Consider the following 26,475-nt stretch of genomic DNA (forward strand, 5'->3'; position numbering starts at 1 on the left):
GGTAATAACGTGCAGGAAGAGCGGAGGCGACGTGAGCGAGCAGGCCAGTACTCAGGCGACGCCCCGGATGCCCCCCATTTGGGGCAAGAAGATTCCAGGCCGTAATAAGCATTTCACCGGGCGCGAAAGTCTCCTTGAGGAGCTGCGGGAGAGCCTCACGACCACGACGAAGGCCGCGGTCGTGCCCCTGCCCCAAGCTTTGCAGGGGCTCGGCGGCGTGGGCAAGACCCAGCTCGCGGTCGAGTACACGTGGAAGTACCGCGGCTTCTACGACCTGGTCTGGTGGGTGCCCGCCGACCAGCCGATGCTGGTGCCGAGCACCCTGGCCGCGCTCACGAACGAGCTGAAACTGCCCTCGGCGGGCAGCGCGGGCATCGAGGAGGCGGCGGCGTCCGTACGCGACGCGCTCCAGCGTGGCGACCCCATCGACAGATGGCTGCTCGTCTTCGACAACGCGGACGAGCCGGAGGAGATCAAGGACTTCATCCCCCAGGGTGGCCCTGGGCACGTGCTGATCACCTCCAGGAACAGCCGGTGGAGCGGCGTGGCCGACACCGTCCCCGTCGACGTCTTCTCCACCGCCGAGAGCGTGGCGTTCCTGCGCAAGCGCCTGGAGCGCAACGTGGCCCAGCAGGAGGCCGAGCGCCTGGCCGGCGAGCTGGGCGACCTCCCGCTGGCGCTGGAGCAGGCCGCCGCCCTCCAGGTCATGACCGGCATGTCCACCGACGAGTACGTCGAGCTGCTGACCAGGCAGACCCGCGCCCTGCTCGGCATGGGCAAGTCCACCGAATACCCCCACTCGATGACGGCGGCCTGGCAGCTGTCGGTGCACGAGATCGAGAACCGGCTGCCCGAGGCCGCCGAGGTGCTGCGCTGCCTGGCCTTCTTCGGCCCCGACCCGATCCCGCGCGTGGTGTTCCGGCGCGGCAACAAGAGCGGCGCCCAGCGTATGGGGCCCATCCTGGCCAACCCGCTGGTGCTCAACCAGGCGTTCGCCGAGCTCAACCGGTTCGCCCTGGTGAAGATCGAGCAGGACGCGGGCACCGTGCAGGTCCACCGGCTGGTCCAGGCGCTCCTGCGCGACTCGCTCAAGGAGCCGGAACGCGACGAGATCCGCCGCGAGGTGCACCTGCTGCTGGCCGGCGGCGCCCCCGCCGACCCCGAGAGCACGTCGAGCTGGGACGACTTCGCCAACCTCCTGCCGCATGTCCGCCCGTCCGGGCTCGTCCTGAGCACCGACGACGCCGTGCAGCGGTTCGGCATCGACGTGGTCCGCTACCTCTACCGCGTGGCCAACTACACCTCCGCCAAGACGCTCGCCGAGGAGTTCCTCGCCCAGTGGTCGGAGAGCAGCGGGCCGGGCAGCGCCAACGTGTTGCGGCTGCGCCGCCACCTCGGGAACGTGTTGTGGCAGATGGGCGCCTACAACGACTCGCGCGAGCTGAACGAGCGCACGCTCGACCTCATGCGGGAGACGTTCGGCCCCGACCATGAGGAGACGCTGCGCATGTCCCTCACCTACGGCGCCAACCTGCGCGCCCAGGGCATGTTCCGCGAGGCGTACCAGCAGGACGAGGCGTCCCTTGAGGCGCACGAGCGGGTGTTCGGGCCGCTCGACCCGGCCACCCTGCGTGCGATCAACAATCTCGCGCTCGACCACGCGCTGCTCAGCCAGTACGACACCGCCCTCGAACTCCAGCAACTCGCCTTCATCGAGATGAGCAGCGCGCGTCAGGGTGTCAGCACCTGGGACGAGCAGATGGCCTGGAACGGCCTGGCCCGCGTCGCGCGCCTGGTCGGCGACCACGCCCGCGCCCGTGACGTGGGGGAGGAGGCCTACGCTCACGGCATCAGGGAACTGGAGATCGAGCATCCGCTCACCTTGATGACGGCCCGCGATCTCGCCATCGCCCGGCGGCGCGTGGGCGACCTCGAAGGGGCGCTCGAGCTGATCCGGGAGACCCATGACCGGCTGCTGAAGCTCTACGGCTACGAAAGCCCGGAGACGATGGCCGCCGCGGTCGCGCTCAGCAACGCCCTGCGTCAGGCCGACCTGCCCGAGGAGGCCATGGAGCTGGCCCGCAAGGCGCTGCCGCGTTACCAGCACGCGTTCGGCGACCAGCACCCCTTCACGTACGGCTGCATGATCAACCTGGCGCTGCTCCACCGCCTGCGCGGCGACGCGCGCAAGGCGAGCGAGCTGGACTCGGCGGCGCGCGCCGGGCTCATGGACAGGCTCGGCCCCACCCACCTCTACACCTGCAGCAGCACGATCAACCTGGCCAGCGACCACGCGGCGCTCGGCGACCCGGTCGCGGCGCGCGAGCTGGACGAGCAGGTGCTGGAGCAGATCCGCAGTTTCTACGGACCGGACAACCTGTTGTCGCTGGCCGGCGCGATCAACCTGTCGATCGACATGCGCGCCACCGGCGACGAGTCGGAGGGCAAGGCCCTGTACGACAGGACGATGGCCGGATACGAGCGGCTCCTCCCGCCGAACCACCCGGAGCGGGTGGTCGCGGCCAGGGGCGAGCGGTTCAACTGGGACTTCGACCCGTTCACGCTGTGATCGCGCCGCCGTCGGGTGAGAAGCCCGGATTGCGTGCCCGCCACGCGTCCAGATGAGCCTCCGCCTCCCGCCTCGCCTCGTCGAGCGCGGCGGGAGGCACCGGCTCGGCCAGCCAGGCCGCCAGGGTGGCCCGCATCCCGGAGACGAACCGCTCGCCGATGTCGGTCAGCCGGCCGCTGTCCAGCAGGGTGCCGGTCACCGCGTACGCGGACTCCCGCCAGCGGGCGAACTCGATGTGCGGGCGCAGGTCGCTCTCGTGCTCCCGCTGCCGCCGCCAGAAGCCGGACACGCCGAGGTAGGCGTACGCGCCCTGGACGAGGCCCGACAGGGGGCGGGGGTCGGGCCGCCACGGCGCGTAGTGGACGACGTCGTCCGGTTCCAGCAGCCGCAGGACGTCCAGGATCGCGCCGAGCTTGGCGTGCTGGACCTCGTGGGCGAAGGTGGAGGCCAGCCAGCGGCCGTCGGGAGGCGTCGACATGGCGACCGTGCCGAAGCGGTCGGCCGCCGACGCGCTGTTCATCCCCTGGGCCGGCCCCTGGACGGGGGTGAGCACGGAGACGAGCTCGCGGGTCTCGTCCGCGATCGTCCAGTGGTGCCGCCGCAACGTCTGCCAGGCCGACTCCAGGCACTCCTGCCAGCGGGGCAGCTCGGGTTCGGGCAGCCGTCCCTCGATCAGGGTCGAGGGGGTCCAGCGGAAGGGGTGGAGGTCGTCCACCAGGAGGCTCAGGCGGCCGTCCGCCGTGGCCAGCCGGTGGAGGGGCCGCCAGCCGGGGTGCTCGCCCTGGCCGGGCCGCAGCCGTACGCCGCCCGCCGTCATCCGGCCGTCGGCGTGGACGTGCACCTCGACGAGGTCGGGCACGTCCGGGCCGGGGAGCGAGAGCCGGCCGAGCGCGGGCAGTGCGAGGTCGCCGCCGGGCGCCGGGGCCTCGGTCCGGCAGGGCATGCCCGCCTTGAGCGCCGCGACGGCCGCCACCGCGCCCAGGTGCCCGGGGCCGAGCGCGGGCGTCCGGCCCCGTTCCAGCGCGCCCACCGTCTGCGCCGCCCACGCGCCCACCGCCGGGTGCCCGAGCGCGGTTCGTACGGCGTCGGGCCGCTTCTTCTCCACCTCGGCGAGCACGTCATAGGCGTGGTCGGCGGCTTCGGCGTGCGGGTGGCCGGAGTCGGCGGCCAGCCGAGCCAGGCGCAACACGAGCAACCGGCGCTTGCTCCACTCGGCGGCGGCGAGGTGGCGCGCGGCCTCGGCGCCGCCGCCACCGGCGGCGAGCCGGGTCAGCACGTCGTCGGGTATCCGGTGGTGCCTGGGGGGCATGCGCGGTCCTTTCAGCGGGTGGCCCGGCGGAGATCGCTGACGAGGCGGGAATGGATGTGCTCGATCAGCCGGTAGAGGTCGGGGCAGTAGACCGAGGGGTTGCGGAAGCCGCTGCCCGGCCGGTAGCGGTGCGGGTAGAGGCCGGCGCCGCACACCCGGCCGAACCTGCACGCCTTGCAGGTGTCGTCCAGGGCGTCCCAGCCGAGTTGCCTGGCCACCATCCCGGGGTGCTCAAGGGCGGCGTCGAAGGGGTGGTCGACGATGTTCAGCCCGGTGCCCGGGGCGCCCTGCCCGACCACCTTCAAGGAGTCGGTCTGCTCGATCGTCCCGTCGGTCTCGATCACGACCACGGTGGACGGCGTCAGCCCGATGGCCTCGCTGGCCGACGAACCGCCCATCAGCACGTTCATGATCTCCTGGAAAAGGCGTACGACGGTTTCGCCGCTCTGCCCGTACCAGCGGTCGAAAATGGCGGTCAGCCAGTCGGCGTACGGGGTTTTCGGTGAGTCCGGAAAGCGGCCGGGCGGCGGCGATTCCCAGGTGCCGTGCGGGATCAGGAAATCAATCGCGGGGGGCCGGAATTGCAGCAGGGACTCATAAGTCTCGATCGGGTCATTGGCCAGGTCCACCGTGCAGAGCAGGCCGTTGTACAGGTGCCGGAACTCCGGGGTCAGCAGCAGGCCGAGCGCGTCGGAGACGAGGTCGTAGCTGCTGCGGCCGTTGGCGAAGCGCCGGTTGCGGTCGTTGGCGCGCCGGCTGCCGTCGAGGCTCACCCCCACCGTCAGGTCGAGGTCGCTGAAGGAGCGCAGCGTGTCCTCGTTCAGGAGCACCGCGTTGGTCTGCACCGCCGCGTCGACGTGCAGGTCGGGGCCCGCCTTGCCGCGTACGGTCTCCACGATCTCGCGCAGGTAGGTGTGGCCGGCGAGCAGGGGTTCGCCGCCGTGCAGGATCAGTTTGACGGAGCGTACGTCGTGGGCGGCGGCGTGCTCGGCGATGCGCTCGGCGGCGATCGCGACGAGTTCCGGGGTCATGACCATGGGCCGCGAGCGCCAGCTCTGGTCGGCGAGGGTGTAGACGTAGCAGTAGTCGCACGCGAGGTTGCAACGACTGTGCACTTTAAGGAGGTATTGCCGGAAGGGATGAGGACGCCATCCGTTTCGCAGCATTTCGGGGACATTGAGAGTAGCGGGCCACTCTCCAGCTAGGTCCTCCACCTGGTAGGTCAACCTGGAACACCCCGCACCCGCCGGAAAAATCCGAGTGATTCACGATGCTAGCTGAGTTATGGCAGATTGTGGAGGACCGAGTCATGACGCCTCACTGCTCGGTCATATTTGTCTCGACGCGATGAATAGTATTCAACCTGTTTTCGGCTGGCTTGTGGAGCGCCCGTCCACCCGGCGACCAGCCGTCATCGTGCCCGCCCCGAGCGGGGGTCGATCTGGCAGGTTCTTGTCAAGGATGACCGAAACATCCGTAAGATACGTGGCTCTACGGTACGGATGTGACTTGGGAGCCTGACGTGACGCTGCTTTCCCGGAGAGACCTGCTCAAGGCGAGTGCGATCGCGGTGCCGGCCGCGGTCCTGGCGCCCGGAACGGCGGCGCGGGCGGCGGCGCCCGTGCCGGGGGTGGAGGTGTCGGGGGTGGCGCCCGCCTCGCTGGCCGGGTTCGACAAGCTGGTGCGGAAGTTCGTACTGGACCGAAAGATCACGGCCGCGCAGCTCGCCATCATGAAGAGCGGCAAGATCGTCCTGGCCCGTGGCTACCGCTACAACGACTTCTCCAGGGCCCTGCCCACGGTGTCGCCGACGTCGTTGTTCCGGGTCGCCAGCCTGAGCAAGAACATCACCTCCGCCGCGATCATGCGCCTGGTGCAGGACGGCAAGCTCAGCCTGTCGGCCAAGGTCACCCAGCTCCTCGGGCTCACCCCCGCCGACGCCCGCATGGGGCAGGTCACCGTACTGCGCCTCATGCAGCATCTCGGCGGCTGGGACCGCGACGTCTCCAAGGACCAGCTCTGGCTGGACCACACCATCTCGGCCGCGCTCGACGTGCCGCTGCCGATCCGCCACGCCGACATCATCAAGTACGCCACCGCCCGGCAGCTCGACTTCGCCCCCGGCGCCAAGATGGTCTACAGCAACTACGGTTACCTGCTGCTGGGGCGCATCATCGAGAAGGTCTCCGGGATGTCGTACGAGTCGTACATCCGGACCAAGCTGCTCCAGCCGCTCGGCATCACCCGCATGCGGCTCGGCCGGAGCCTCAAGAGCGAGGCCGCGCCGGGCGAGGTCGGCTACGAGTCGCAGTACACGAACAAGTCCGTGGTGGACACCTCCGGGACGGTCGTGCCGTACCCGTACGGCGGCTTCAACATGCCCAACCAGGACGCCAACGGCGGCTGGCTGGCCTCCGCCGTCGACCTCGTCCGCTGGACCCTCGCCTTCGACCGGCCCGGCACGGTGCTGAGCTCGGCCTCCATCGCCAAGCTGTTCGCCAAGCCGGAGATCGGCGTCAACCAGTACGGCTCCTGGTACGGCGGCGGCTGGTGGGTGCGCCAGGTCACCGGCCACCTCAACACCTGGCACGACGGCTCGATGCCCGGCACGTTCTCGTACCTGGCCCGGCTGCAGAACGGCTTCAGCTACGCGGTCGTGTTCAACCGGCGGGAGGAGACGGGGTCGCTCGACTTCGACACGATCGACGACGACATGAACAAGGTCACCGTAACCTCCTGGCCCACGACCGACCTGACCTCCCGCTACTTCTGACCCCTCCTCCGGGCCCCCTGAGGGGCCGGCCTTCGGGGCCCTGTGACCCTCTGCGCCCCCGCCCAGAGGGCCCGGTGGCCGTCTCCACGCGCCGCCCCGCACACCTGGGGCGGCGCGCTCACCGCACGCCTCTCGACCGCCGCGGCGCCTCAGGCGCGTACGCCCGCTACAGGCGGCCCAGGCCGCGGGCCAAGAGGGTCGCCGTCTTGGCGATCACGCTGTTGTCCATGGTCGCGGCCGGGTCGTCGCGGTTGGTGTAGACGGCGATGATCAGCGGGGCGCCGGTGGGCGGCCAGGCGACGGCGATGTCGCTGCCCGGTGCGTACGCCCCTGCGGCCCCGCCGGTCTTGTCGCCCACGATCCAGGTGGACGGGAGCCCCTTGCGGATGCGCTCGGGTCCGGTGGTGCTGGCCCGCAGCCATTCGTTGAGCCGCTGCCGGTCCTTGGGCTCCAGGGTGTCGCCGACGGTGAGCTTGCTCAGGCTGCGGGCCATGAACGCCGGCTTGATGGTGTCGCGCTTCTCGCCCGGCTTCCAGTCGTTGAGCTCCGGCTCCCAGCGGTCGAGCCGTCCGACGGGGTCGCCGAGCGAGCGGTAGTAGCGGGTCAGGCCCGCGGGCCCGCCGATCTGCTTGAGCAGTACGTTGCCCGCGGTGTTGTCGCTGACCGTGATCGCGGCGTGGCACAGGCGATCGACGGTCATGCCGTTCTTGACGTTCTCCGGCAGTTCGGTGATCGGCGAGTCCCTGACCACCTCCTGCGCGGTCCAGTGCAGCGTGCGCTGGAGCAGGCCGGGGTCGGTGGTGCGGGCCTTGGTCAGGATGGCGCCGCACAAGATGGCCTTGAAGGTGGACCGGCTGGGGAAAAGCTCCCCGCCCCGGTAGGAGAGGGTCTTGCCGGTGCCCGTGTCGATCGCGTAGGCCCCGATGCGTCCCCGGTAGGAGACTTCGAGTGCGCGCAGTTGCTGCTTGACCTCGGCCGTACCGGAGACAGGGCGCGCGGCGGACGCGGGGCGCGCCTCGGCTCCCGCGGGTGCGCCCAAAGCGGCGACGGCCGCGAGCGCCGTGGCGATCGCCGCCATGGAGCCTCCCCAGCCTGGCCGGCCGTGACGAACGTGCTTCATGTCAGCCCCCTGGTCTTCATCCTGATCGTTCTTGGCGGCGATCAGAAGACCACGGGCAGCGGATATGTGTCCAATATTGTGATGGGTTCCTCTGTCATTCGGACTTCGATATGAACGCAGGTCAGCGGCGTTGCAGCGCGTGAGGCGAGCGCGGTGTGCCGGACGGGAGACCGGCCGCCCGCGCCGCCAGCAGGCCGCCGGCCGTGAACACCACCGCCACCGCCAGGTAGAGCCGCGCCACGTCCCAGCCCGCGTCGAGCAGCCCGCCGGCCAGCAGCGGGGAGGCCAGCGAGCCGATACGGCCGGCGCCGACGCCCCAGCCCAGGCCGGTCGCGCGGACCTCGGGCGGATACGCGGACAGGGCGAGGGTGTACAGGGCGGCGACACAGCCGTTGACGAACACGCCGATCAGCACGCCCAGCGCGAGCGACAGCCCGTACAGGGAGACGGCCGGGATGAACGCGGCGAGCGGCACGGCCGCGGCGAGGGTGTAGACCACCAGCAGGCGCCTGATCCCGAACCGGGCGGCCAGCAGGCCCAGCAGCAGGGTGCCGGCGACGCCGCCGAGGTTGAGCGCCACCCCCCAGGCGATGCCCTGCTCGGCCGTCAGGCCCGCCTCCACCAGCAGCTTCGGTGTCCAGCTGGAGACGAAGTAGAACGTGGACATGGCGACGAGAAAGCCGGTCCAGATCAGCAGCGTGGTACGGCGCAGCCCAGGCGTGAGGAGCAGCCGGATCCGGGACGCCCGCCTGGCGGGAGCGCCGGGCAGGGACTCCAGGCCGGGCCGGCCCATCGCGCGCAGCAGCCCGTTGAGACGGTCCAGGGCGTGCGGCGGACGGCGGGTGAGCAGGAAGTCCAGCGACTCGGGAAGCCGCCACAACACCGCGCCGACCAGCAGGGCCGTGGCGACGCCGCCGAAGGCGAACACCGACCGCCAGCCGGTCCCGCCCTGCAGCGCCGCCGCGAGGACGCCGCCCGCGCCGGCGCCGACGGCGTAGCCGGTCACGTTCAGGCTGACGGCCAGGCCCCGCCAGCGGCTGTTGGCGTACTCGGCGGTGATGACGTTGCCGGCGGCCAGGATGCCGCCGGTGCCGAGGCCGGTGAGCACGCGCAGCAGGCCGAGCTGTACGGCGTCCCGGCTCAGCGCCGAGCCCAGCATCCCGGCGGCGGCGAGCACGAGACAGGCCAGGATGAGCGTCCGGCGCCCGACACGGTCGGCCAGCGGGGCCAGCAGCAACGATCCCGCCGCCATCCCGGCCAGGCCGGCGCTCAGCAGCAGGCCGAGCTGTGAGCTCGACAACGACCACTCCTGCGACACCGCGGCGGCCGTGAAGGACATGACCATGATGTCGAACCCGTCCACCACGTTGAGCAGCACACAAACGGCGACAGCCGACCACTGGGCACGTGACATCGGGGAGCCGTCGACCCGGGCGCGCAACTCCGCGAGGTTCACATCCACCTGACCCGCCTTTCACCAGCCTTCCGGCAGCTCGAACCCGCCGGACACCCGCTACCGCGTCAACGCACCCCGGCGGGCCGCGGGCAGCCGCCGCATGCCGCTGTCACCCTCCCACTAACGGGACGAGCCGGACGAACGACACCACGGGGTCGAGGGACAGGTCGATCTCCGTGTCGAGGTCCTCGATCTGCCGCTCGCCGGCGAACAGGAGGAACCCGTTACGGCCGAAGGCACGCTCGGCGGCGTCGGCCTGCCGCTCCCAGTCCAGATGACGCGGGGTGCGCACGCGGGAGCCGTCGAGCTCGGCGTCCGTCGGCCTGACCAGGCCCTGGACGGAGGTCGCCGGGGCGGCGTTGTGCCGGGCGACCTCCTCCCTGACGCGCAGCCGTACGAGCTCGCGGGCGGTGATGCGGTCGGGCAGGCCGGGCAGGGCGAACTCGGCCAGGGCGCGCCCGGTCGCGCTCTCGTCGCGGAACATCACTGAGGCCATGGACGGCACGCTCCTCCGAGGCGTCGGGCGGTCACGCCATTCATAGCAGCGCCGGACGACAGAACCCGGCCCGCCCGTGCCTCCCGCCCGCACCCCTGCCGTCCGGCCGGGGTGGTCATCGTTCGCAGACGATCCCGTCGCCGTCGCGGTCCTGGTACCAGGCGTACTCGGGGTCGACGCCGCGGCGGTACGGGCCGTAGCCGGCGGCGTTCGCCTCGGCGCAGGTACGGAAACGCGGGTCGGTGCCGGACGGCGGGGCGCTCGTGGTGGGCTGTGGGGTCTTGGTGGGGCGCGGGGTCGGGCTCGGGGACGGGGTGGAGCCGGTCGTGTCGCACCTGCCGGACCAGATCCGCAGCCGTTCCGCTCTGGCCTTGGCCTCGTCCGCCTTGAAGACGGCGATGTATTTGTCGTCCGGCTTGAACAGGACGGCCTTGCCGTAGCCGTAGCGGACCAGGTTGCGGTTGACGTGTAAGCCCTTGGCGTTCCACACGTAGAAGAGCCGCCGGCCGTAGCGGTCCTTCGGCGTCCTGTCGGCGAGCAGGTACACCGTCGTCCCGAGTGGCAGGAGCGCCGCCGTACGGGCCGCCGACGCCTTGAACCAGCACTGCCCGCGCTCAGGGGTGTCCGCCTCCAGGAGCTGCACGCGGAACTTCGTGCCGGCCCGCATGACGTCCACGGTGTCGCCGTCCACGATCTTGACGACGCGGGCGGAGAGCGTCCCCTTGGGGACGGCCGCCGCCCCGGCCGGCGCGCTCACGGAGACGGCGAGGGCGAGGGGGAACAGGGCGGCCGCGGTGGTGACGATCCTGGCCGTGCTTGCGTTCGGGCGCATGGCGTGACTCCAGGGACGGAAGATCCGGACGGGAGGAGACGCCCTTGGGTAGACAGAGGTGTACCTCCGGGAGGGAACGGTTATGTCACTCCTGGTCGAGGTGCGGCGACCCTACGTCTAGGGTTTGTCGGGTCGCCGGTCGAGGCCCCTCCGGCAGCGGCCGGAGTTGTGGAGCGGCCCACGGGGATCACGGTATGCTCGTACTGGTGTTCGAGAACTGCCTCTGGGGGGTGCCGTGGTTGTCACCAAGGAAGCCGGATGGGTGGGGCTGGGCTGGAATGACTGGTCCGACCTGGGCGAGATCCGCGCTCGGCTCGACTCCGGCGCCGACCCGCATGCGGACCTGTGGCATCAGGGCCCGCCGCTGCACCTCGCGGCCGAGTACGGCTCGCCTGAGGTGATCGCCGAGCTGGCCCGCCGCGTCGGCGACGTGGACGCCGTCCACGAAGGGCGCAGCGCGCTCTGGCAGGCCGTGTTCACTAACCGCAGGGACAACGCGCTCGCCCTGGCCGCGGCCGGGGCCGACCCGTGGCGGCCGATGACGGGCGGCTGGTCGCCAGGGCGGCTCAGCCTGGCCGGGCCCAACCCTGGCCTGTTCTTCCCCTTCCCCCGGGACAAGCCCACGCTGTCGGAGGCGGAGAACGCGGCCGTGCTGGAGGCCGAGCGGCTGATCGAGGCCCTGGGCGACTTCACGTACGAAGGGCTGGGGCTGGCGTGCGTCGCGGGCATCACCGCGGCGGAGGCCGCGCGGCGGCTGGGGGCGGCCGTCGCCGAGGGGGCCGGGATTGACGGGGTCCTCGACGGGCCGTACCCGGGCGAGGGGGTGGGCCTGGTGGGGGCCACCGACGTGCCGGGCGGGTGCGTGGTCAGCCGGCGCGACGGGTTCGAGGTGGCGGGCGCCGACGTGATCAACCGCCTCTCGGCGGGGACCGTCTGCTACGCGCTGATCGCCGACCCGACGAGCGGCGACCGGGGCTGCAGCTCGCGGGACGGCGTGATCGAGGAGTGGGACGCGCATCCGGGTGTCGGCCTGGTGACGCCGGACAGCTCGGCCGACGAGGTCCTGGCCGCCTTCCTGTACCAGGAGGAGGCGGTCGCCTACGCCTGCGCGTACGCGGGGTTGCGGCTGACCGACGCCCGGCCCGTGCTCGGACCGCCCGACCTCTGGCTGCGCCTTCCGGCTCGGGGGGACGTCACGGGGTGAAAGCGGCCGAGGCGGCGCCCAGCACCGCCCCGTGGGGGCCGAGCGTGCTGAGCCTGACCGGGATCGGGCCGAGGCCGGGGGGCGTGTGCCGGCGCACGGCCTCGGTCAACGGGACGGTCAGGAGGTCGCCGAGGCCGGTGACGCCGCCGCCCAGGACGATCACGTCGGGGTCCAGGAGGGTGGTGGCGGCGGCGATCGACCTGCCCAGGAAGCCCGCGGCCTCGTGGATCACCTGGAGAGCCACGGGGTCGGCGGTCCCGGCCAGGTCGCGCAGGTCGGCGGCGGTGCCGCCGCGGGCGCGGTAGGCGGCCAGGATCGCCGGGCCCGCCGCGTACGCCTCCAGGTGACCGGCCGCCCCGCACGGACACGGGCGAGCCGTGTCGATATCGGTGCCGGTGCTCGGGCCGGTGGCTGCGTGAGTGGTGGGGAAGAGGGCCGGGGTGTGGCCGAGGGAGCCTGCCATGCCGTAGCGGCCTCGAAGCAGTTCGCCGTCCCGTACGAGTGCGCCGCCGACGCCGGTGCCGATCGTGAGGACCAGGGCCAGGCGGCTGCCCTTGGCCGCGCCGTGCCGGGCCTCCCCGAGCCCCCAGGCGTGTACGTCGTTGAGCACCGTCACCGGCAGGCCGAGTCGGTCGGCGAAGGCGGTGGTCAGGTCGGTGCCCCGCCAGCCGGGCAGGGCGTCGGTGGCGTGCGTGACCACGCCCTTCGCGTCGACCGTCCCCGCGCTGCCCACGCCGCAGGCGACGACGTCCATGCCGGCGGCGCGGGCCTGGGCGAGCCGGTCCGCGGCCAGGTCCAGCGCGGCGGCCAGCACAGCCGCCGCACCCCCCTCGGCAGGCGTCCGGACCCGAGCGAAAAGACAGACCCCCGCCCCAGGAGAACCCGAGGAGGGAGATCCCGGGGACGCGGTGGTCGGGGAGGCGGATCCCGGCCTCGTGGTGCCCGAGGTCACGGATCCTGGGGTAGTGGATCCCGGAGGTGTGGGGGCTGGGAGCTGTGTGGTTGGGATCAGGGCGGCGGCGGTTTTGGTGCCGCCTATGTCGATGCCGAGCACGGCCCGGACGCCGCCGCCCGCGTACGCCCGGGACGTCATCGGCGGCTTCCGGCCGGGGTGGCCGCGGTGAGGTGGCGGGTGATGGCGAGCGGGTCGGTGATCGCGCCGCCGATCACCACGGACCAGGCCCCTCGCGCGAACGCCTCCGCCACGTGTTCCGGCGTACGCAGCCGCCCTTCGGCGACCATACGGATCCCCAGGGCGGCGAGCTCCCCGACGAGGGCGAGGTCGGGCTCGGGACCGGAAGCAAGGGTGTACGGGGTGTAGCCCGACAGGGTGGTCGAGACCAGCGCCGCGCCGCGTTCCCAGGCCCGCACCCCCTCCTCCGCCGTCGAGACGTCGGCCATGACCGGCACCCCCAGCTCCCGGCGTACCCGCTCGACCAGCCCCGGCAGGTCGCCCGCCGAAGGTTCGGCCTCCGCCGTGACCTCCAGGGCGACCAGGTCGGCCCCGGCCCGCACCAGCTCCTCGCACAGCGCGAAGGAGGGCGTGATGAGGGGCCGGGCGTGCGGCCGGGGCACCTTGGCCAGGCCGATGAGCGGCAGGCCGGTGACGGCCTTGACCGCGCGGACGTCCTCGGGCCCGTTCACCCGCAGTCCGGCCGCGCCGCCCAGCTCGGCGCACCTGGCGAGGAGCACGATGGCACGCGGGTCGCGCAGCGGATGGCCCTCGGGCGCCTGGCAGCTCACCACCAACCCGCCTTCGATCGCGGTCACCACGTCCATCTGGTACAGCCCAATCTGTCGACAGCGAGGTAGCGAGGCAGCAGCCCACCTCCAGGTTGCCCGATTGGTATAGCCCAATTACGATCGGAGCGTCAAGAGCGCACCCCTGACCGAGGACGACCCCCGTGACGAAGATCGGCCGGCTCAGAGACCACCTGCTCACGCTCATCGAGACCGAGTTGCGGCCGGGCGAGCGGCTGCCCGCCGAGCGCGAACTCGCCGAGGAGTTCGGGGTGAGCAGGCTGACCGTGCGCAGGGCGGTCGACCGGCTGGAGACCGACCAGCGGGTCTACCGGGTGCAGGGCGCGGGCACGTTCGTCGCCCATCGGAGCATCACCAAGACGATCGAGCTGACGTCGTTCAGCGAGGACATGCGGGGCAGGGGGCTGGAGCCGGGGTCACGGCTGCTGGAGGCGGCCGAGGTGCCCGCGGGGGCCCGCGTCGGGCAGGCGCTCGGGATCAGCCCGGCCGACGCCGTCGTACGGCTGTGCCGGGTGCGGACGGCCGACGGTTCGCCGATGTGCCTGGAGCGGGCGCACGTGCCGGCCGCGCTCGTGCCCGGACTGCTCGACCGGCCGCTCGGCGGGTCGTTGTACGAGGTGCTGGCGGGCGCGTACCGGATCAGGCTGGAGCGGGCCGAGCAGTCGATCAGGGCCACGGTGCTGGAGCCCGAGGAGGCCGGGCTGCTGGGCGCGGCCCCGCTGTCCCCCGCGCTGCTGGTCGAGCGGGTGGCCTACGACCAGCGGGGGAGGGCGGTGGAGGCGGCCAAGTCGATCTACCGCGGCGACCGCTACTCCTACGAGATCGACGTCCGCCGCTGACCGCCCGCCCGTACGGGACCGCGGGCCGAGGCTCGTGGCCGGGTGGGCCGGGCGCCTAGTTGGCGTGAGGCAGGTGGCGGCGGAAGCCGCCGTATCCGTTGGTGTTCATCCGCGGGTGTCCACCCAGACGCTCACGGTGGTGTGCGCCGTGATACCGGTGTAGGAGGTCTGCCCGGCCGGCACCCACGGCCCCTCGATCGCGATCAGGCCGACCTCGGGCAGGAAGTGGCGCTGGATCACGTGGATGCGGTGCTCGCCGGTGCCGCTCGGGCAGTAGCTCGTGGCCCAGCGCTCGCCCGTGTTGAGTTGGTACGTACAGCCCGTGGGGGCGGCGGAGGCGGCCGGGGCGGTCAGCAGCACCACCCCCGTGGTCAGCGCCGCGCAGCCGGCGGCCCATCTTCTCGCGTTCATGCGGAGGCTCCTCGGAGGTGTACGCGCGGCGAGAATTGCTTAGGAAAGTTTCCTAAATATAAGCGCCGGGACGCCGGACCGTCAACGAGTTCACCACCGCCCGTGGACCTGGGGCCGGATCAGCTCGTCGTACACCGACCGCACGGCCTCCAGCGTCTCCGGCGGCAGCGGGGCCAGGCCGGCGGCGGCCGCGTTGGACCTCGCCTGGCCGGGGTTGCGCGCGCCCGGGATGACGACGGAGACGCCGGGCTGGTCGAGGATCCAGCGCAGCGCGAACTGGGCCATGGCCGCCCCCTCAGGCACGAGCCCGGCCAGCTTGCGGACCGCCTCCAGCCCGGTGCCGAAGTCCACGCCGGAGAAGGTCTCGCCCACGTCGAACGACTCGCCGCGCCGGTTGTAGGTGCGGTGGTCGTCGGGCGCGAACACGGTGTGCTCGTCGTAGCGGCCCGACAGCAGGCCGCTGGCCAGCGGGACGCGGGCGATGACGCCCACCCCGGCCGCGCGGGCGGCGGGCAGGACCCGCTCCAGCGGCTTGAGCCGGAAGGCGTTGAGGATGATCTGCACGGTCGCCACGCCCGGCCTGGCGATGGCGGTCAGCGCCTCCTCGCAGGTCTCCACGCTGACGCCGTACGCCGCGATCTTCTTCTCGGCGACCAGCGTGTCCAGGGCGTCGAAGACGGCGTCGGAGGAGTAGACGGGGGTGGGCGGGCAGTGGAGCTGGACCAGGTCGAGGGTGTCCACGTCCAGGTTGCGCCGGGAGCGTTCGTTCCAGGCCCGGAAGTTGTCCATCACGTAGCTGGCCGGGACCTGCGCCGCCCTGCGGCCCATCTTGGTGGCCACGGTGATCCCGGGGCGGGTCCTGGCGAAACGGCCGACGATCTGCTCGCTGCGGCCGTCGCCGTAGACGTCGGCGGTGTCGACGAAGGTGACGCCCGCGTCGACGGCCGCGTCCAGGGTGGCGAACGCCTCGTCCTCGCTCACCTCGCCCCAGTCGGCGCCGAGCTGCCAGGCGCCGAGGCCCACGACGCCCACCTGGCGTCCCGTACGTCCGAGTGTGCGGTGCTCCATGCTGTATGTCCGTTCCTCTGGTTCCTGCGACCAGTGTCCCGGACGGGGAGGGATGGGCGCGCCGCGCGGACGCGCCCGTACGGCCCTCAGCGGGGCCGGTAGCAGCAGCGCACCCCGGTGTGCACGGTGGCCCGCAGCTCTTCCCCCAGCACCCGGTCGGCGGCCGAGACGCGGGAGATCGCCCGCCGGATCGCCTTCCCGACCGCGATCCGCGCGCGCTCCTCCGTGCCCGTGAACGGCCGCGCCCGCCCGCCGATCCCGGTCGCCGCCGTCAGCTCGGCCACCAGCCACTCGCGCTCCAGCCGCAGCGCGGCGGCCCGTTCGATGTCGTTCATCGCCTCCAGCTCGTCGATCTCGGCCTGTAGTTCGCTCAGCCGCTGCCGGTAGGTCTCCCTGGCCTGGTCGTCGAGCAGGGGTTGCGCCGAGGCGGGCTCGCTCTCCTGCGCCGCCGCCCCCGCGGCCAGGTCGGCGGCCAGGATCTCGCGCCCCGGATTGGCGATCAGGGTCGCGAGGTGCTGCATGCCGACGCTGTGCTCGACCACCACCAGCCGTCCGGCCTGCTCCACCTGCCAGTGCCGCCCGTGCCGGCGCAGCCGGAACGTCCCGTGCGCCGCGCTCGCCCTGCCGACCACGGCCGGCAGCACCATACCGAGATCCCTGGCCTCCTGGGCGGCGGTGCTCTGCGCGGCGCGCGCCGCCTTGTCGTGCGGCCCGTCGCGCAGCGCGAGCGCCTGGCCGAGCCGCCAGCGCGACAACGTCGCGGCGGGCCAGTGGCCGAGCGCGAGGTTGGCCCGCACCGCCTCGCCCAGGTGTTCGGCGGCGAGGTCCACGTCGCCCGTGGTGAGGGCGGCCATGCCGAGGCTGTGGTGCACCGAGCCGAAGCAGACCACACCCAGGCTGGCGATCACCGGCAGCCCGGCGAAGGGCCGCAGCAGCGCGTACGCCTCGGCGGCGGTGCCGGCGTCCTGGAGCAGGTGGGCGGTCTCGGCCACGCAGTACATCGAGAACAACCACGAGCTCGACCTCGGCAGGTCGGCCAGGTCCCGGCCGCGCAGCCGGGCCAGGTGACCGGCGGCCAGCCGGCGGTCGCCCGAGGTGGCCGCGGCCAGCGCGAAGCCCGCCAGGTAGGAGTTGTCGATCGGGCTGAGCGTGGGCGAGCTGACCAGGTCGGTCAGCACCGGCAGCAGCTCGGCCACGCGGCCCTGGTACCAGCGGACGGCGGCGATCTGGCCGCCGTACCAGCCGGTCGCGTCCATGTCGCCGGCCTTGACGCCGCGTTCGAAGCAGTCGCCGGCCATCTTCTCCGCCTGGTCGAACAGGCCCGCCCTGATCGTCAGCATCACCCTGATCACGTCGACCACGAACCCGACCGCCAGGTGGTCATGCTCGGCCAGCAGGCCCTGCAACTCCTCCAGGCAGCGGCCGGCGTGCGGGTCGGCGGCCAGGTGGAGATCGACCGTCCGCCACAGCAGGCCCATCAGCAGGTCGCCTCTGCGGCCGGTGACCGGCGCCTGGCCGATCAGCTCCCTGGCCAGCTCCAGCCGTAGCGGCCCGTGCTCCGGGCCGAGCAGGCAGTGGTGGGCCAGGCTCAGCGCCTCGGCCAGCGCCGTCGGATCGCCCGCGTTCCTGGCCCGCGCGACGAGCCGCAGGATCGCCTCGTGCCCGCCCGCGCCGTAGTCCTCCTCCCCGGTCATCCTGATGCGCAGCCGCAGCGCCAGCGACGAGTACGGATCGACCAGCGACAACGCGTGCCGCTGACGCGCCCGTACCATCTCCGACTCCGCGCACGTGCGATGCTCCTGCACCCACACCCCGCCCTGGCCGAGCGCGGCCCTGGCCAGCGCCGGCACGTCGCCGCACGACTCGGCCTGCCGGTAGGCCGAGTCGAACCAGCGCCTGGCGGTCTGCAGATCCCCGTTCACGTACAGGGCGCGCTCTCCGAGTACGAGTGCGAGCCTGATGTCCGGATACGAGGGCAGACGTACCCCCAGTTCCTCTAAAACGCCCACGGTTTCCGTCCCCATTCGGTCAACTGGGCTGAGCGTTCAGACGGTTCCCCGAATACCGTTCTGCTGGTACCACGTACCGGGGCGGTGGACGGTTCAACCAAATCCGGTGGCTACCCTGTGCGCATGATTCGCCCCGCCACCCCAGACGACGTCCCCGCGATCGTGAGCATGATCCATGAGCTGGCCGCGTACGAGAACGCCGCGCACGAGGTGCGCGTGACCGAGGAGATGCTGCGCGACTCGCTCTTCGGCGAGCGGCCCGCCGCGTTCGCCCACATGGCCGAGCAGGACGGCGCGGCCGTGGGCTTCACGGTCTGGTTCCTGACCTACTCCACCTGGCGCGGCGTGCACGGCATCTACATGGAGGACCTGTACGTGCGCCCCGCCCACCGCGGCGGCGGCCACGGCCGCGCGCTGATGGCGGAGCTGGCCAGGATCTGCGCCGAACGCGGCTACCAGCGCCTGGAGTGGTCGGTGCTCGACTGGAACGAGCCGTCCATCGCCTTCTACGACAAACTCGGCGCCGTACGGCAGGACGAGTGGCTGAAGTACCGGCTGACCGACGAGCCGCTGGAACGGCTCTCCCGCTGAGGCCGCCGGCCGGGGGTGTGCCGCGCAGGTACGCCCCCCGGCGTGACCTGCGCGGCGTCGTGCTCAAACGCCGACGTGCGACCTGGCCCGATGGCCCTGCGCGGTGTCGAACATCTCCGAGCCCGGCTCGCCGAGCTCCTTGTGGGTCTCCTCGATCCGCAGCGCGACGCCCATCGCGAAGAACGTGGGCGCCCACTCGCCGATGAAGATCCCCCATCGGTCGGCCCGGTCGAGGCCCGCGGTCTCGTTGTTCCGCGAGATCATCCAGGAACAGAAGGACAGGCCGATGGACGCCAGCCCGCAGGCGTACATGTGGCCTGACTTGATTCCCATCTGGTGCAGCTTTTTGATCATAATTCCCCCCTTGCTGTGAGTGCTGTTACCCCCGGGAAGACCCGGTAACCTGCCGGATCTCCGTTGATTACCGGCAGATTTCGCAGGTGACGCTTGTGCGCGTCCCGTTACGGCGGTGAATCACACGTAACCTCCGCACCGTCGCCGGTGGTCGGCGCGCGTAACCCGCCCTTCCTACGTTGGTGCTCCCGACGCCGAGCGCAGGAGAGACCGATGGCGCGCTGGATCACCGAGTGGCACCCCGACGACCCGGCCTTCTGGGAGCGCACGGGCAGGCACGTCGCCCGGCGCAACCTGGTCTTCTCCATCGTGGCCGAGCACCTCGGGTTCACCGTCTGGACCCTGTGGAGCGTCGTGGCCACGCGGATGGGGGCCTACGACTTCTCCACCGACCAGCTCTTCTGGCTCGTCGCGCTGCCCAACCTCGTCGGGTCGGCGCTGCGGCTGCCGTACACGTTCGGGCCCGCCAGGTTCGGCGGGCGCGACTTCACCGTGGTCAGCGCCGGGCTGCTGCTCGTCCCGGCGGTGCTGCTCGGGGTGGCGGTGAACGATCCCGGCACGCCGTACTGGTTGTTCCTGGTGATCGCGGCGCTGGCCGGGGTCGGCGGCGGCAACTTCGCCTCCAGCATGGCCAACATCACCTATTTCTACCCGCGCGGCAGGCAGGGGCTGGCACTCGGGCTGAACGCGGCGGGGGGCAACATCGGGGTCAGCTCGGTGCAGCTCGTCATGCCGCTGGTGATCGGCTCGCTGGGGCCGGCCGCCGCCGGGTGGTTCTGGGTGCCGTTCATCGTGGCGGCCATGGCCTGCGCCTGGTTCTTCATGGACAACCTGACCAGCGCGAGGGCCGATCCGCGCGAGCAGTTCGCGGTGGCCCGGCGGGCGCAGACGTGGATCATGTCCTTTCTGTACGTCGGCACGTTCGGCTCGTTCATCGGCTACTCGACGGCGTTCCCGCTGCTGAGCAAGAGCCTGTTCCCGGACGCGCCGTACGCGGCGGTCGCGTTCGCGGGGCCGCTGCTCGGCTCGCTGGTCAGGCCGGTGGGCGGGTGGCTGGCCGACCGGTTCGGCGGCGCGCCGGTGACGATGTGGACGTTCGCGGCCATGGGCGTCGGCATGCCGCTGGTGTGGCTGGGCAGCGTCTCGGGCCGCTTCTGGCTGTTCTTCCTGGCCTTCCAGCTGCTCTTCCTCACCTCGGGCGTCGGCAACGGCTCGACGTACCGCATGATCCCGGCGATCTTCCAGGCCAGGGCGGTGGCCGAGCGCGGCGAGGGCGAGGAGGCCCTGCTGTACGGCAGGCGCCAGGCCGCCGCCGCGATCGGCGTCATCTCGGCGGTCGGCGCGCTCGGCGGGTTCCTCGTCAACCGGGCCTTCGGCATGGCGTTCGCCGCGGCCGGCAGCCCGGCGCCGGCGTTCCTGGCCTTCGCCGTCTTCTACGCCGCCTGCCTGGCGCTGACCTGGTGGTGCTACACGCGCACCGCCGCCGTCAGGTCGGTCGCCGGCCTCGCCCACGCCCGGATCTGACATGACGCGCACACACTGCCCGTACTGCGCGTTGCAGTGCGGCATGGAGATCGGCCCCGGGCTGGAGATCAGCCCGAGCACCGACGTCCCGGCCGACGGGCCGGGGGCGCTGTGCCAGAAGGGCTGGACGGCGGGCGAGCTGCTCACCAACGGCGCCCGCCTGACCACGCCGCTGCTGAACGGGAAGCCGGCGTCGTGGGAGGCCGCCCTCGACCACGTCGCCGCCCGGCTGTCGGCGATCCGCGCCGAGCACGGCCCCGACGCCGTGGCCGTGTTCGGCGGGGGCGGGCTGACCAACGAGAAGGCGTACCAGCTCGGCAAGTTCGCCAGGGTCGCGCTCGGGACCAGCCAGATCGACTACAACGGCCGCTTCTGCATGTCCTCGGCCGCCGCCGCCACCATCCGGGCGTTCGGCATGGACCGGGGCCTGCCGTTCCCGATCACCGACCTGGACGACGCCGACGTCGTGCTGCTGGCCGGCGCGAACGTGGCCGAGACCATGCCGCCGTTCGTCCGCCGCCTGTCGGGGGCGCGGCTGATCGTCGTGGACCCGCGCCGCACCCCGACGGCCAGGCTCGCCTGGCTGCACCTCCAGCCCACGCCCGGCACCGACCTGGCGCTCGCGCTCGGGCTGCTGCACCTGGCGGTCGCCGACGACCTCGTGGACGCGGACTACGTCGAGGCCAGGACCACCGGGTTCGACGCCGTGCGCACCTCGCTGGCCTCCTGGTGGCCCGAGCGCGTCGAACGTGTCACCGGGGTGCCGGTGCACCGGATGCGGCAGGCGGTACGCGCGCTGGCCGCCGCCGGGAACGCCTACATCCTGACCGGGCGCGGCGCCGAGCAGCACGCCAAGGGCACCGACACCGTCACCGCGTTCGTCAACCTGGCCCTCGCGCTCGGCCTGCCCGGCCGGTACGGCTCCGGCTACGGCTGCCTGACCGGCCAGGGCAACGGCCAGGGCGGCAGGGAGCACGGCCAGAAGGCCGACCAGCTCCCCGGGTACCGCAGGATCGACGACCCGGCGGCCCGGGAGCACGTCGCGGGCGTGTGGGGCGTACGGCCCGAGGACCTGCCGGGGGCGGGGCGGTCGGCGTACGAGCTGCTGGACGCGCTCGGGACGCCGGAGGGGCCGCGGGCGTTGTTGTTGTTCGGGTCCAACCCGGTGGTCTCGGCGCCCGCGTCCGCGCGGATCGGCGGGCGCATCGCCGGGCTCGACCTGCTGGTGGTGGCCGACGTGGTGAGGTCGGAGACCGCCGCGCTGGCCGACGTGGTCCTCCCGGTCACCCAATGGGCCGAGGAGGACGGCACGATGACGAACCTCGAAGGCCGCGTCCTGCTGCGCCGCCGGGCCGTCGCGCCGCCGGCGGGCGTCCGCAGCGACCTGGAGGTCCTGGCCGGGCTCGCCGCGCGGCTCGGGCACCGCTTCGGCACCGAGCCGGCCGCCGTCTTCGACGAGCTGCGCCGGGCCGGCGCGGGCGGCGTCGCCGACTACACCGGCATCACCTACGAGCGCATCGCCGCCGGTACGGCCCTCCACTGGCCCTGCCCGTCCGCCGGCCATCCCGGCACGCCCCGGCCGTTCCTGGACCGCTTCGCCCACCCGGACGGCCGCGCCAGGTTCGTCCCGGTCGAGCACCGGCCCGCGGCCGAGGAGCCCGACGAGGACTACCCCGTACGCCTGACGACCGGCCGGGTGCTGGCCCACTACCAGAGCGGCGCCCAGACCCGCAGGATCGCCTCGCTGGTACGGGCCGCCCCGGAGCCGTTCGTGGAGCTGCATCCCGACCTGGCCGCGCAGCTCGGCATCGCCGCGGGCGACCTGGTCCGGGTCAGCAGCCGCCGGGGCGAGAGCCGGGTGGTGGCCAGGATCAGCGACGCCATCAGGCGCGACACCGTGTTCATGCCCTTCCACTGGGAGGGCGCCAACCGGCTCACCAACCCGGCGCTCGACCCGGTCTCCGGGATGCCGGAGTTCAAGGTCTGCGCGGTCAGGCTGGAGAGGGACTCATGAGGCTCGTCGTCGTGGGGAACGGAATGGCCGGGGCACGCCTGGTCAGCGAGGCGCGGGCACGCGACCCGCAGATGCGGGTCACCGTGTTCGGGGCCGAGGCGTGCCGGCCGTACAACCGGGTTTTGTTGTCGGACGTACTGGCCGGTGGCTCCCGTCCGGAGCAGGTACGCCTGCTCGACCCCTCCTGGTACGCCGAGCACGACGTCGAGGCCGTGCTCGGGACCGAGGTCGCCCGCATCGACAGGGAGACCAGGCACGTGCTGACCGCGGACGGGCGGCGCGAGCCGTACGACCTGCTGGTCCTGGCCACCGGCAGCGAGGCGGTCGTGCCGCCGGTGCCCGGCGCCGGGCGGGCCGTCCCGTTCCGCACGCTGGCGGACTGCGAGCGGATCGTGGCGGCGGCCGGACGCTCGCGCGGCGCGGCCGTCGTCGGCGGCGGGCTGCTCGGCGTCGAGGCCGCCCGCGGCCTGGCCGGACGCGGCCTGCCGGTCACGCTGCTGCACCTGGCCGGGCACCTGATGGACCGCCAGCTCGACGCCGAGGCGGGCGACGTGCTCGGCGAGACCCTGGCCGGGCTCGGCGTGACCACCCGCACCGGCGTCAGCGCGACCGCCGTCGAGCCGGGCGGCGTCCGGCTGGCCTGCGGCGAGCTGGTCGAGGCCGACCTGGTGGTGCTGGCCTGCGGCGTGCGCCCGGTCACCGGGCTGGCCGCCGCGGCGGGCCTGGAGGTACGTCGCGGCGTCGTCGTGGACGACGAGCTGCGCACCGACGACCCCTCGATCTTCGCGATCGGCGAGTGCGCCGAGCACGACGGCACCGTGTACGGCCTGGTCGCCCCCGCCTGGGAGCAGGCCGCCGTGGCCGCCGAGGTGATCACCGGCGGCAAGGCCCGCTACCGCGGCTCCCGGCTGGTCACCAGGCTCAAGGCGAAGAGCGTCGAGCTGGCCGCCATGGGCGAGACGCAGCTCGATGAGGAGCACGCCGAGGTGGTGCGTTTCAGCCACCGCGCCCGCGGCACCTACCGCAAGCTCGTCATCCGCGACGGGCGGCTGGTGGGCGCGATCCTGCTGGGCGAGAGCGACGCCGTCGGCACGCTCACCCAGCTCTTCGACCGCGGCGGGCCGGTGCCCGGCGACCGCGCCGGGCTGCTGTTCCCGGGCCTGTCGGCGGCGCCGGTGGCCGGCAGCCCGGTGCTGATGCCGGACGCGGCCGAGGTCTGCCGGTGCAACAGCGTGACCAAGGGACAGATCAGGGCGTGCTGGGAGGCCGGCGCCCGGGACGTGGCCGGGGTGGCCGCCGCCACCAGGGCCACCACCGGTTGCGGCACCTGCCGCGACGCCGTGGAGGGCATCGTCGGCTGGCTGTGCGATCAGGAAGGAGTACCGGTATGAGGAGAATCGTCGTCGTCGGCTACGGCCCGGCCGCCCACCGCTTCGCCGAGGCGATGGCGGGCCGGGAGCCCGGCGCGCGGATCACCGTCATCGGGGAGGAACCGCGCCCGGCCTACGACCGGGTGGCGCTGACCTCGTACCTGTCGGGGGCCACCGAACGGGATCTCGCCTACCCGGTGCCCGCCGGGATCGTGACGAGGCTGGGCAGCCGCGTCGTCGCCGTCGACCGGACGGCCCGTACGGTGACCGCCGAGGACGGGCACACCGAGCCGTACGACGTGCTCGTGCTGGCCACCGGGTCGGCGCCGTTCGTGCCGCCGGTGCCCGGACACGAGCACGCCCACGTCTACCGCACCATCGACGACCTGGACGCGATCCGGACGGCCGCCGAGCACGCCGCCGAGGGCGTCGTGGTCGGCGGCGGCCTGCTCGGGCTGGAGGCGGCCGACGCGCTGCGGGCGCTCGGGCTGCGGACGCACATCGTCGAGATGAGCCCCCGGCTGATGCCGCGCCAGGTGGACGAGGGCGGCGGCGCGGTGCTCAGGGGCCACATCGAGGCGCTCGGGCTCGGCGTGCACACCGGCGCGGGCGTCCAGGAGATCGTCACCGGCCCGGACGGCCGGGTCGCCGGGCTGCGCACGCCGGACGGGACGCTGATCGAGGCCCAGGTCGTCGTGTTCTCGGCGGGCATCAGGCCGCGCGACGAACTGGCCAGGGCGTGCGGGCTGGAGGTGGGGGAGCGCGGCGGCATCGTGGTCGACGCCGGGATGCGCACCTCCGACCCCGCGGTCTACGCGATCGGCGAGTGCGCGCTGGCCGGCGGCACGGTCTACGGCCTGGCCGGGCCGTGCAACACGATGGCCGAGGTGGCCGCCGACCGGATCGCCGGCGGGACGGCCGCGTTCGCCGGCGCCGACCTGTCCACCAGGCTCAAGCTGCTCGGCGTCGAGGTCGCGCAGTTCGGCGCGATGGAGGGCGCGCTCGACGTCACCTACATGGATCCGGTGGCCGGGGTCTACAAGAAGCTGTTCATCAGCGACGACGCCCGTACGCTGCTCGGCGGCGTCTGCGTGGGCGACGCGGGGCCGTACTCGGCGCTGCGGCCCTTCGTCGGCAAGCCGCTGCCCGCGCCGCCCGCCGACCTGCTGTTCAGCGGCGCGGGGGCACAGGGGGCACAACTCGACCTGCCCGACGACGCGCAGGTCTGCTCGTGCAACAACGTGTGCGCGGGGGAGGTCCGGCACGCCGTCGCCGAGCGCGGGGTCACCGACGTGCCCGGCCTCAAGGCGTGCACGCGGGCCGGCACCACCTGCGGGAGCTGCGTGCCGATGCTCAGGCGGCTCCTGGAGCGGTCGGGCGTCGAGGTCGGCAAGGCGCTGTGCGAGCACTTCACGCACTCGCGGGCCGAGTTGTACGACATCGTCCGGGTACGGGAGATCACTACGTTCTCCCGGCTCATCGCCGAGCACGGGCAGGGACGCGGCTGCGACATCTGCAAGCCCGCCGTGGCCTCGATCCTCGCCTCGCTGCACAACGGGCACGTGCTGGACGGCGAGCGGGCCGCGTTGCAGGACACCAACGACGCCTTCCTCGCCAACATCCAGAAGAACGGCACGTACTCGGTCGTCCCGCGCATCCCGGGCGGCGAGATCACCCCGGACAAGCTCATCGTCATCGGCGAGGTCGCCCGCGACTTCGGGCTCTACACGAAGATCACCGGCGGCCAGCGCATCGACCTGCTCGGCGCCAGGGTCGAGCAGCTCCCGCGGATCTGGCGGCGGCTCGTGGACGCCGGATTCGAGTCCGGCCACGCCTACGGCAAGGCCCTGCGCACGGTGAAGTCCTGCGTCGGCTCCACCTGGTGCCGCTACGGCGTACAGGACTCCGTCGGCCTGGCCATCGCCCTGGAGCTGCGCTACCGCGGCCTGCGCGCGCCGCACAAGCTCAAGTCGGCCGTCTCCGGCTGCGCCCGCGAGTGCGCCGAGGCCAGGTCGAAGGACTTCGGCGTCATCGCCACCGAGCAGGGCTGGAACCTGTACGTCGGCGGCAACGGCGGCTTCAGCCCCCGCCACGCCGACCTGCTGGCCACCGACCTGAGCACCGACGACCTGATCAGGACCGTCGACAGGTTCCTGATGTTCTACATCCGCACCGCGGACCGCCTGCAACGCACCGCCGCCTGGCTGGACACGCTCGACGGCGGCCTCGACCACCTCCGGAAGGTGATCATGGAAGACTCGCTCGGCATCTGCGCCGACCTCGACGCCCAGATGGACCGGCACATCGCCACGTACGCCGACGAATGGGCGGCGACCCTGGACGACCCGGAGAAGCTGGGCCGGTTCGTCAGCTTCGTCAACGCCCCCGGCGTGCCCGACCCGTCGATCGTGTTCGCCGCCGAGCGCGGCCAGATCAGGCCGGTGATGGCCCGATGAGCTGGACCCCGGTCTGCGCGTACGCGGCCATCCCGCCGGAGCGCGGCGTCTGCGCGCTGGTCGGCGACCGGCAGGTGGCGTTGTTCCGCACGTACGAGGGGCACGTGCACGCGCTGGACAACCTCGACCCGTTCAGCGGCGCGTACGTGCTCTCGCGCGGCATCGTCGGCACCCGGAAGGGCGAGCCCACCGTGGCCTCGCCGCTGCACAAACAGGTCTTCTCGCTGGTGTCGGGTACGTGCCTGGACGAGGAGGCCGTCCAGGTGCCCGTCTACGCCGTACGGGTGGCCGGCGGGCGGGTGGAGGTCAGCGTTTAGCC

The 26,475-nt window shown here is 72.5% G+C and carries 22 protein-coding genes; 10 read left to right on the plus strand and 12 right to left on the minus strand.

Features of this window, described 5'->3' with window-relative positions; genetic code table 11:
• The first annotated feature begins 67 nt into the window (after window positions 1-67).
• Window positions 68-2,569 carry an FxSxx-COOH system tetratricopeptide repeat protein gene (gene fxsT, locus IEZ27_RS04035; RefSeq protein ID WP_189645989.1) on the plus strand — a complete coding sequence of 834 codons (2,502 nt, stop codon included), beginning with the start codon at window positions 68-70 and terminating at the stop codon, window positions 2,567-2,569.
• Here fxsT and IEZ27_RS04040 read toward each other — a convergent pair.
• Window positions 2,559-3,878: an HEXXH motif domain-containing protein gene (locus tag IEZ27_RS04040; RefSeq protein WP_189645990.1), complete on the minus strand. Its 1,320-nt coding sequence runs from the start codon at window positions 3,876-3,878 to the stop codon at window positions 2,559-2,561. The two genes, fxsT and IEZ27_RS04040, sit on opposite strands and share 11 nt — an antisense overlap.
• An 11-nt stretch (window positions 3,879-3,889) precedes the next feature.
• On the minus strand, window positions 3,890-5,044 hold the full coding sequence (locus IEZ27_RS04045) for an FxsB family cyclophane-forming radical SAM/SPASM peptide maturase (protein WP_189645991.1): 1,155 nt from the start codon (window positions 5,042-5,044) through the stop codon (window positions 3,890-3,892).
• Window positions 5,045-5,400: 356 nt separating this feature from the next.
• Here IEZ27_RS04045 and IEZ27_RS04050 point away from each other — a divergent pair, with 356 nt between their 5' ends.
• Window positions 5,401-6,651: a serine hydrolase domain-containing protein gene (locus IEZ27_RS04050; RefSeq protein WP_189645992.1), complete on the plus strand. Its 1,251-nt coding sequence runs from the start codon at window positions 5,401-5,403 to the stop codon at window positions 6,649-6,651.
• Between the two features lie 166 nt (window positions 6,652-6,817).
• Here the strand turns inward: IEZ27_RS04050 and bla are convergent, their stop codons facing one another.
• From bla to IEZ27_RS04070, 4 genes are all read right to left on the minus strand, one after another.
• The gene (gene bla, locus IEZ27_RS04055) at window positions 6,818-7,729 is read right to left on the minus strand and encodes a class A beta-lactamase (RefSeq protein WP_189645993.1); all 912 of its coding nucleotides are present in this window, start codon (window positions 7,727-7,729) and stop codon (window positions 6,818-6,820) included.
• Window positions 7,730-7,892: 163 nt separating this feature from the next.
• Window positions 7,893-9,233 (minus strand): MFS transporter, encoded by a 1,341-nt coding sequence (locus IEZ27_RS04060; protein WP_229823220.1) that lies wholly within the window; start codon window positions 9,231-9,233, stop codon window positions 7,893-7,895.
• A 103-nt stretch (window positions 9,234-9,336) separates the two neighbouring features.
• Window positions 9,337-9,723, minus strand: a complete 387-nt coding sequence (locus IEZ27_RS04065; protein ID WP_189645994.1) for a hypothetical protein — start codon at window positions 9,721-9,723, stop codon at window positions 9,337-9,339.
• Between the two features lie 115 nt (window positions 9,724-9,838).
• The gene (locus tag IEZ27_RS04070) at window positions 9,839-10,555 is read right to left on the minus strand and encodes a thermonuclease family protein (RefSeq protein WP_189645995.1); all 717 of its coding nucleotides are present in this window, start codon (window positions 10,553-10,555) and stop codon (window positions 9,839-9,841) included.
• A 235-nt stretch (window positions 10,556-10,790) separates the two neighbouring features.
• Between IEZ27_RS04070 and IEZ27_RS04075 the strand changes: the two genes are divergently transcribed.
• A complete protein-coding gene (locus IEZ27_RS04075) occupies window positions 10,791-11,759 on the plus strand; it encodes an ankyrin repeat domain-containing protein (protein ID WP_189645996.1) in 969 nt (322 codons plus the stop codon).
• Here IEZ27_RS04075 and IEZ27_RS04080 read toward each other — a convergent pair.
• Together IEZ27_RS04080 and IEZ27_RS04085 are read right to left on the minus strand one after the other, a co-directional pair.
• Window positions 11,749-12,573, minus strand: a complete 825-nt coding sequence (locus tag IEZ27_RS04080; protein ID WP_189645997.1) for an ROK family protein — start codon at window positions 12,571-12,573, stop codon at window positions 11,749-11,751. The two genes, IEZ27_RS04075 and IEZ27_RS04080, sit on opposite strands and share 11 nt — an antisense overlap.
• A gap of 275 nt (window positions 12,574-12,848) precedes the next feature.
• Window positions 12,849-13,538 carry an N-acetylmannosamine-6-phosphate 2-epimerase gene (locus IEZ27_RS04085; RefSeq protein ID WP_189645998.1) on the minus strand — a complete coding sequence of 230 codons (690 nt, stop codon included), beginning with the start codon at window positions 13,536-13,538 and terminating at the stop codon, window positions 12,849-12,851.
• 125 nt (window positions 13,539-13,663) lie between these two features.
• On the opposite strand from IEZ27_RS04085, the gene IEZ27_RS04090 reads away from it, so the two are divergent.
• Window positions 13,664-14,359: a GntR family transcriptional regulator gene (locus tag IEZ27_RS04090; RefSeq protein WP_189645999.1), complete on the plus strand. Its 696-nt coding sequence runs from the start codon at window positions 13,664-13,666 to the stop codon at window positions 14,357-14,359.
• A 105-nt stretch (window positions 14,360-14,464) separates the two neighbouring features.
• Here IEZ27_RS04090 and IEZ27_RS04095 read toward each other — a convergent pair whose 3' ends face one another.
• The 3 genes from IEZ27_RS04095 to IEZ27_RS04105 all read right to left on the minus strand — a co-directional run bounded on the left by IEZ27_RS04095 (window position 14,465) and on the right by IEZ27_RS04105 (window position 17,847).
• Complete coding sequence (locus IEZ27_RS04095) at window positions 14,465-14,770, minus strand: hypothetical protein (RefSeq protein ID WP_125640006.1); 306 nt, start codon at window positions 14,768-14,770, stop codon at window positions 14,465-14,467.
• Window positions 14,771-14,860: 90 nt separating this feature from the next.
• Window positions 14,861-15,838, minus strand: a complete 978-nt coding sequence (locus IEZ27_RS04100; protein ID WP_189646000.1) for an aldo/keto reductase — start codon at window positions 15,836-15,838, stop codon at window positions 14,861-14,863.
• An 86-nt stretch (window positions 15,839-15,924) separates the two neighbouring features.
• Window positions 15,925-17,847 (minus strand): hypothetical protein, encoded by a 1,923-nt coding sequence (locus tag IEZ27_RS04105; RefSeq protein ID WP_229823222.1) that lies wholly within the window; start codon window positions 17,845-17,847, stop codon window positions 15,925-15,927.
• A gap of 123 nt (window positions 17,848-17,970) precedes the next feature.
• On the opposite strand from IEZ27_RS04105, the gene IEZ27_RS04110 reads away from it, so the two are divergent.
• Window positions 17,971-18,438 (plus strand): GNAT family N-acetyltransferase, encoded by a 468-nt coding sequence (locus tag IEZ27_RS04110; protein WP_189646002.1) that lies wholly within the window; start codon window positions 17,971-17,973, stop codon window positions 18,436-18,438.
• Window positions 18,439-18,501: 63 nt separating this feature from the next.
• On the opposite strand, the gene IEZ27_RS04115 is transcribed toward IEZ27_RS04110, so the two are convergent.
• A complete protein-coding gene (locus IEZ27_RS04115) occupies window positions 18,502-18,771 on the minus strand; it encodes a hypothetical protein (protein WP_125640299.1) in 270 nt (89 codons plus the stop codon).
• A gap of 234 nt (window positions 18,772-19,005) precedes the next feature.
• Here IEZ27_RS04115 and IEZ27_RS04120 point away from each other — a divergent pair, with 234 nt between their 5' ends.
• The 5 genes from IEZ27_RS04120 to nirD are packed head-to-tail and all read left to right on the plus strand — an operon-like array spanning window position 19,006 to window position 26,473.
• Entirely contained in the window at window positions 19,006-20,316 is a 1,311-nt protein-coding gene (locus IEZ27_RS04120) for an MFS transporter (RefSeq protein WP_189646003.1), read from the plus strand.
• Between the two features lies 1 nt (window position 20,317).
• On the plus strand, window positions 20,318-22,330 hold the full coding sequence (locus IEZ27_RS04125; RefSeq protein ID WP_189646004.1) for a molybdopterin oxidoreductase family protein: 2,013 nt from the start codon (window positions 20,318-20,320) through the stop codon (window positions 22,328-22,330).
• Window positions 22,327-23,721, plus strand: coding sequence for an FAD-dependent oxidoreductase (locus IEZ27_RS04130; RefSeq protein ID WP_189646005.1), 1,395 nt, complete (start codon window positions 22,327-22,329; stop codon window positions 23,719-23,721). The genes IEZ27_RS04125 and IEZ27_RS04130 overlap by 4 nt, the downstream gene beginning before the upstream one ends.
• Window positions 23,718-26,156 carry a nitrite reductase large subunit NirB gene (gene nirB / locus IEZ27_RS04135; protein WP_189646006.1) on the plus strand — a complete coding sequence of 813 codons (2,439 nt, stop codon included), beginning with the start codon at window positions 23,718-23,720 and terminating at the stop codon, window positions 26,154-26,156. Before IEZ27_RS04130 ends, nirB begins: the two co-directional genes overlap by 4 nt.
• Entirely contained in the window at window positions 26,153-26,473 is a 321-nt protein-coding gene (nirD, locus tag IEZ27_RS04140) for a nitrite reductase small subunit NirD (protein ID WP_125640030.1), read from the plus strand. Before nirB ends, nirD begins: the two co-directional genes overlap by 4 nt.
• The last annotated feature ends 2 nt before the right edge of the window (window positions 26,474-26,475 follow it).

It is taken from the genome of Nonomuraea spiralis (genome assembly GCF_014648435.1).
Classification (GTDB): Bacteria; Actinomycetota; Actinomycetes; order Streptosporangiales; family Streptosporangiaceae; genus Nonomuraea; species Nonomuraea spiralis.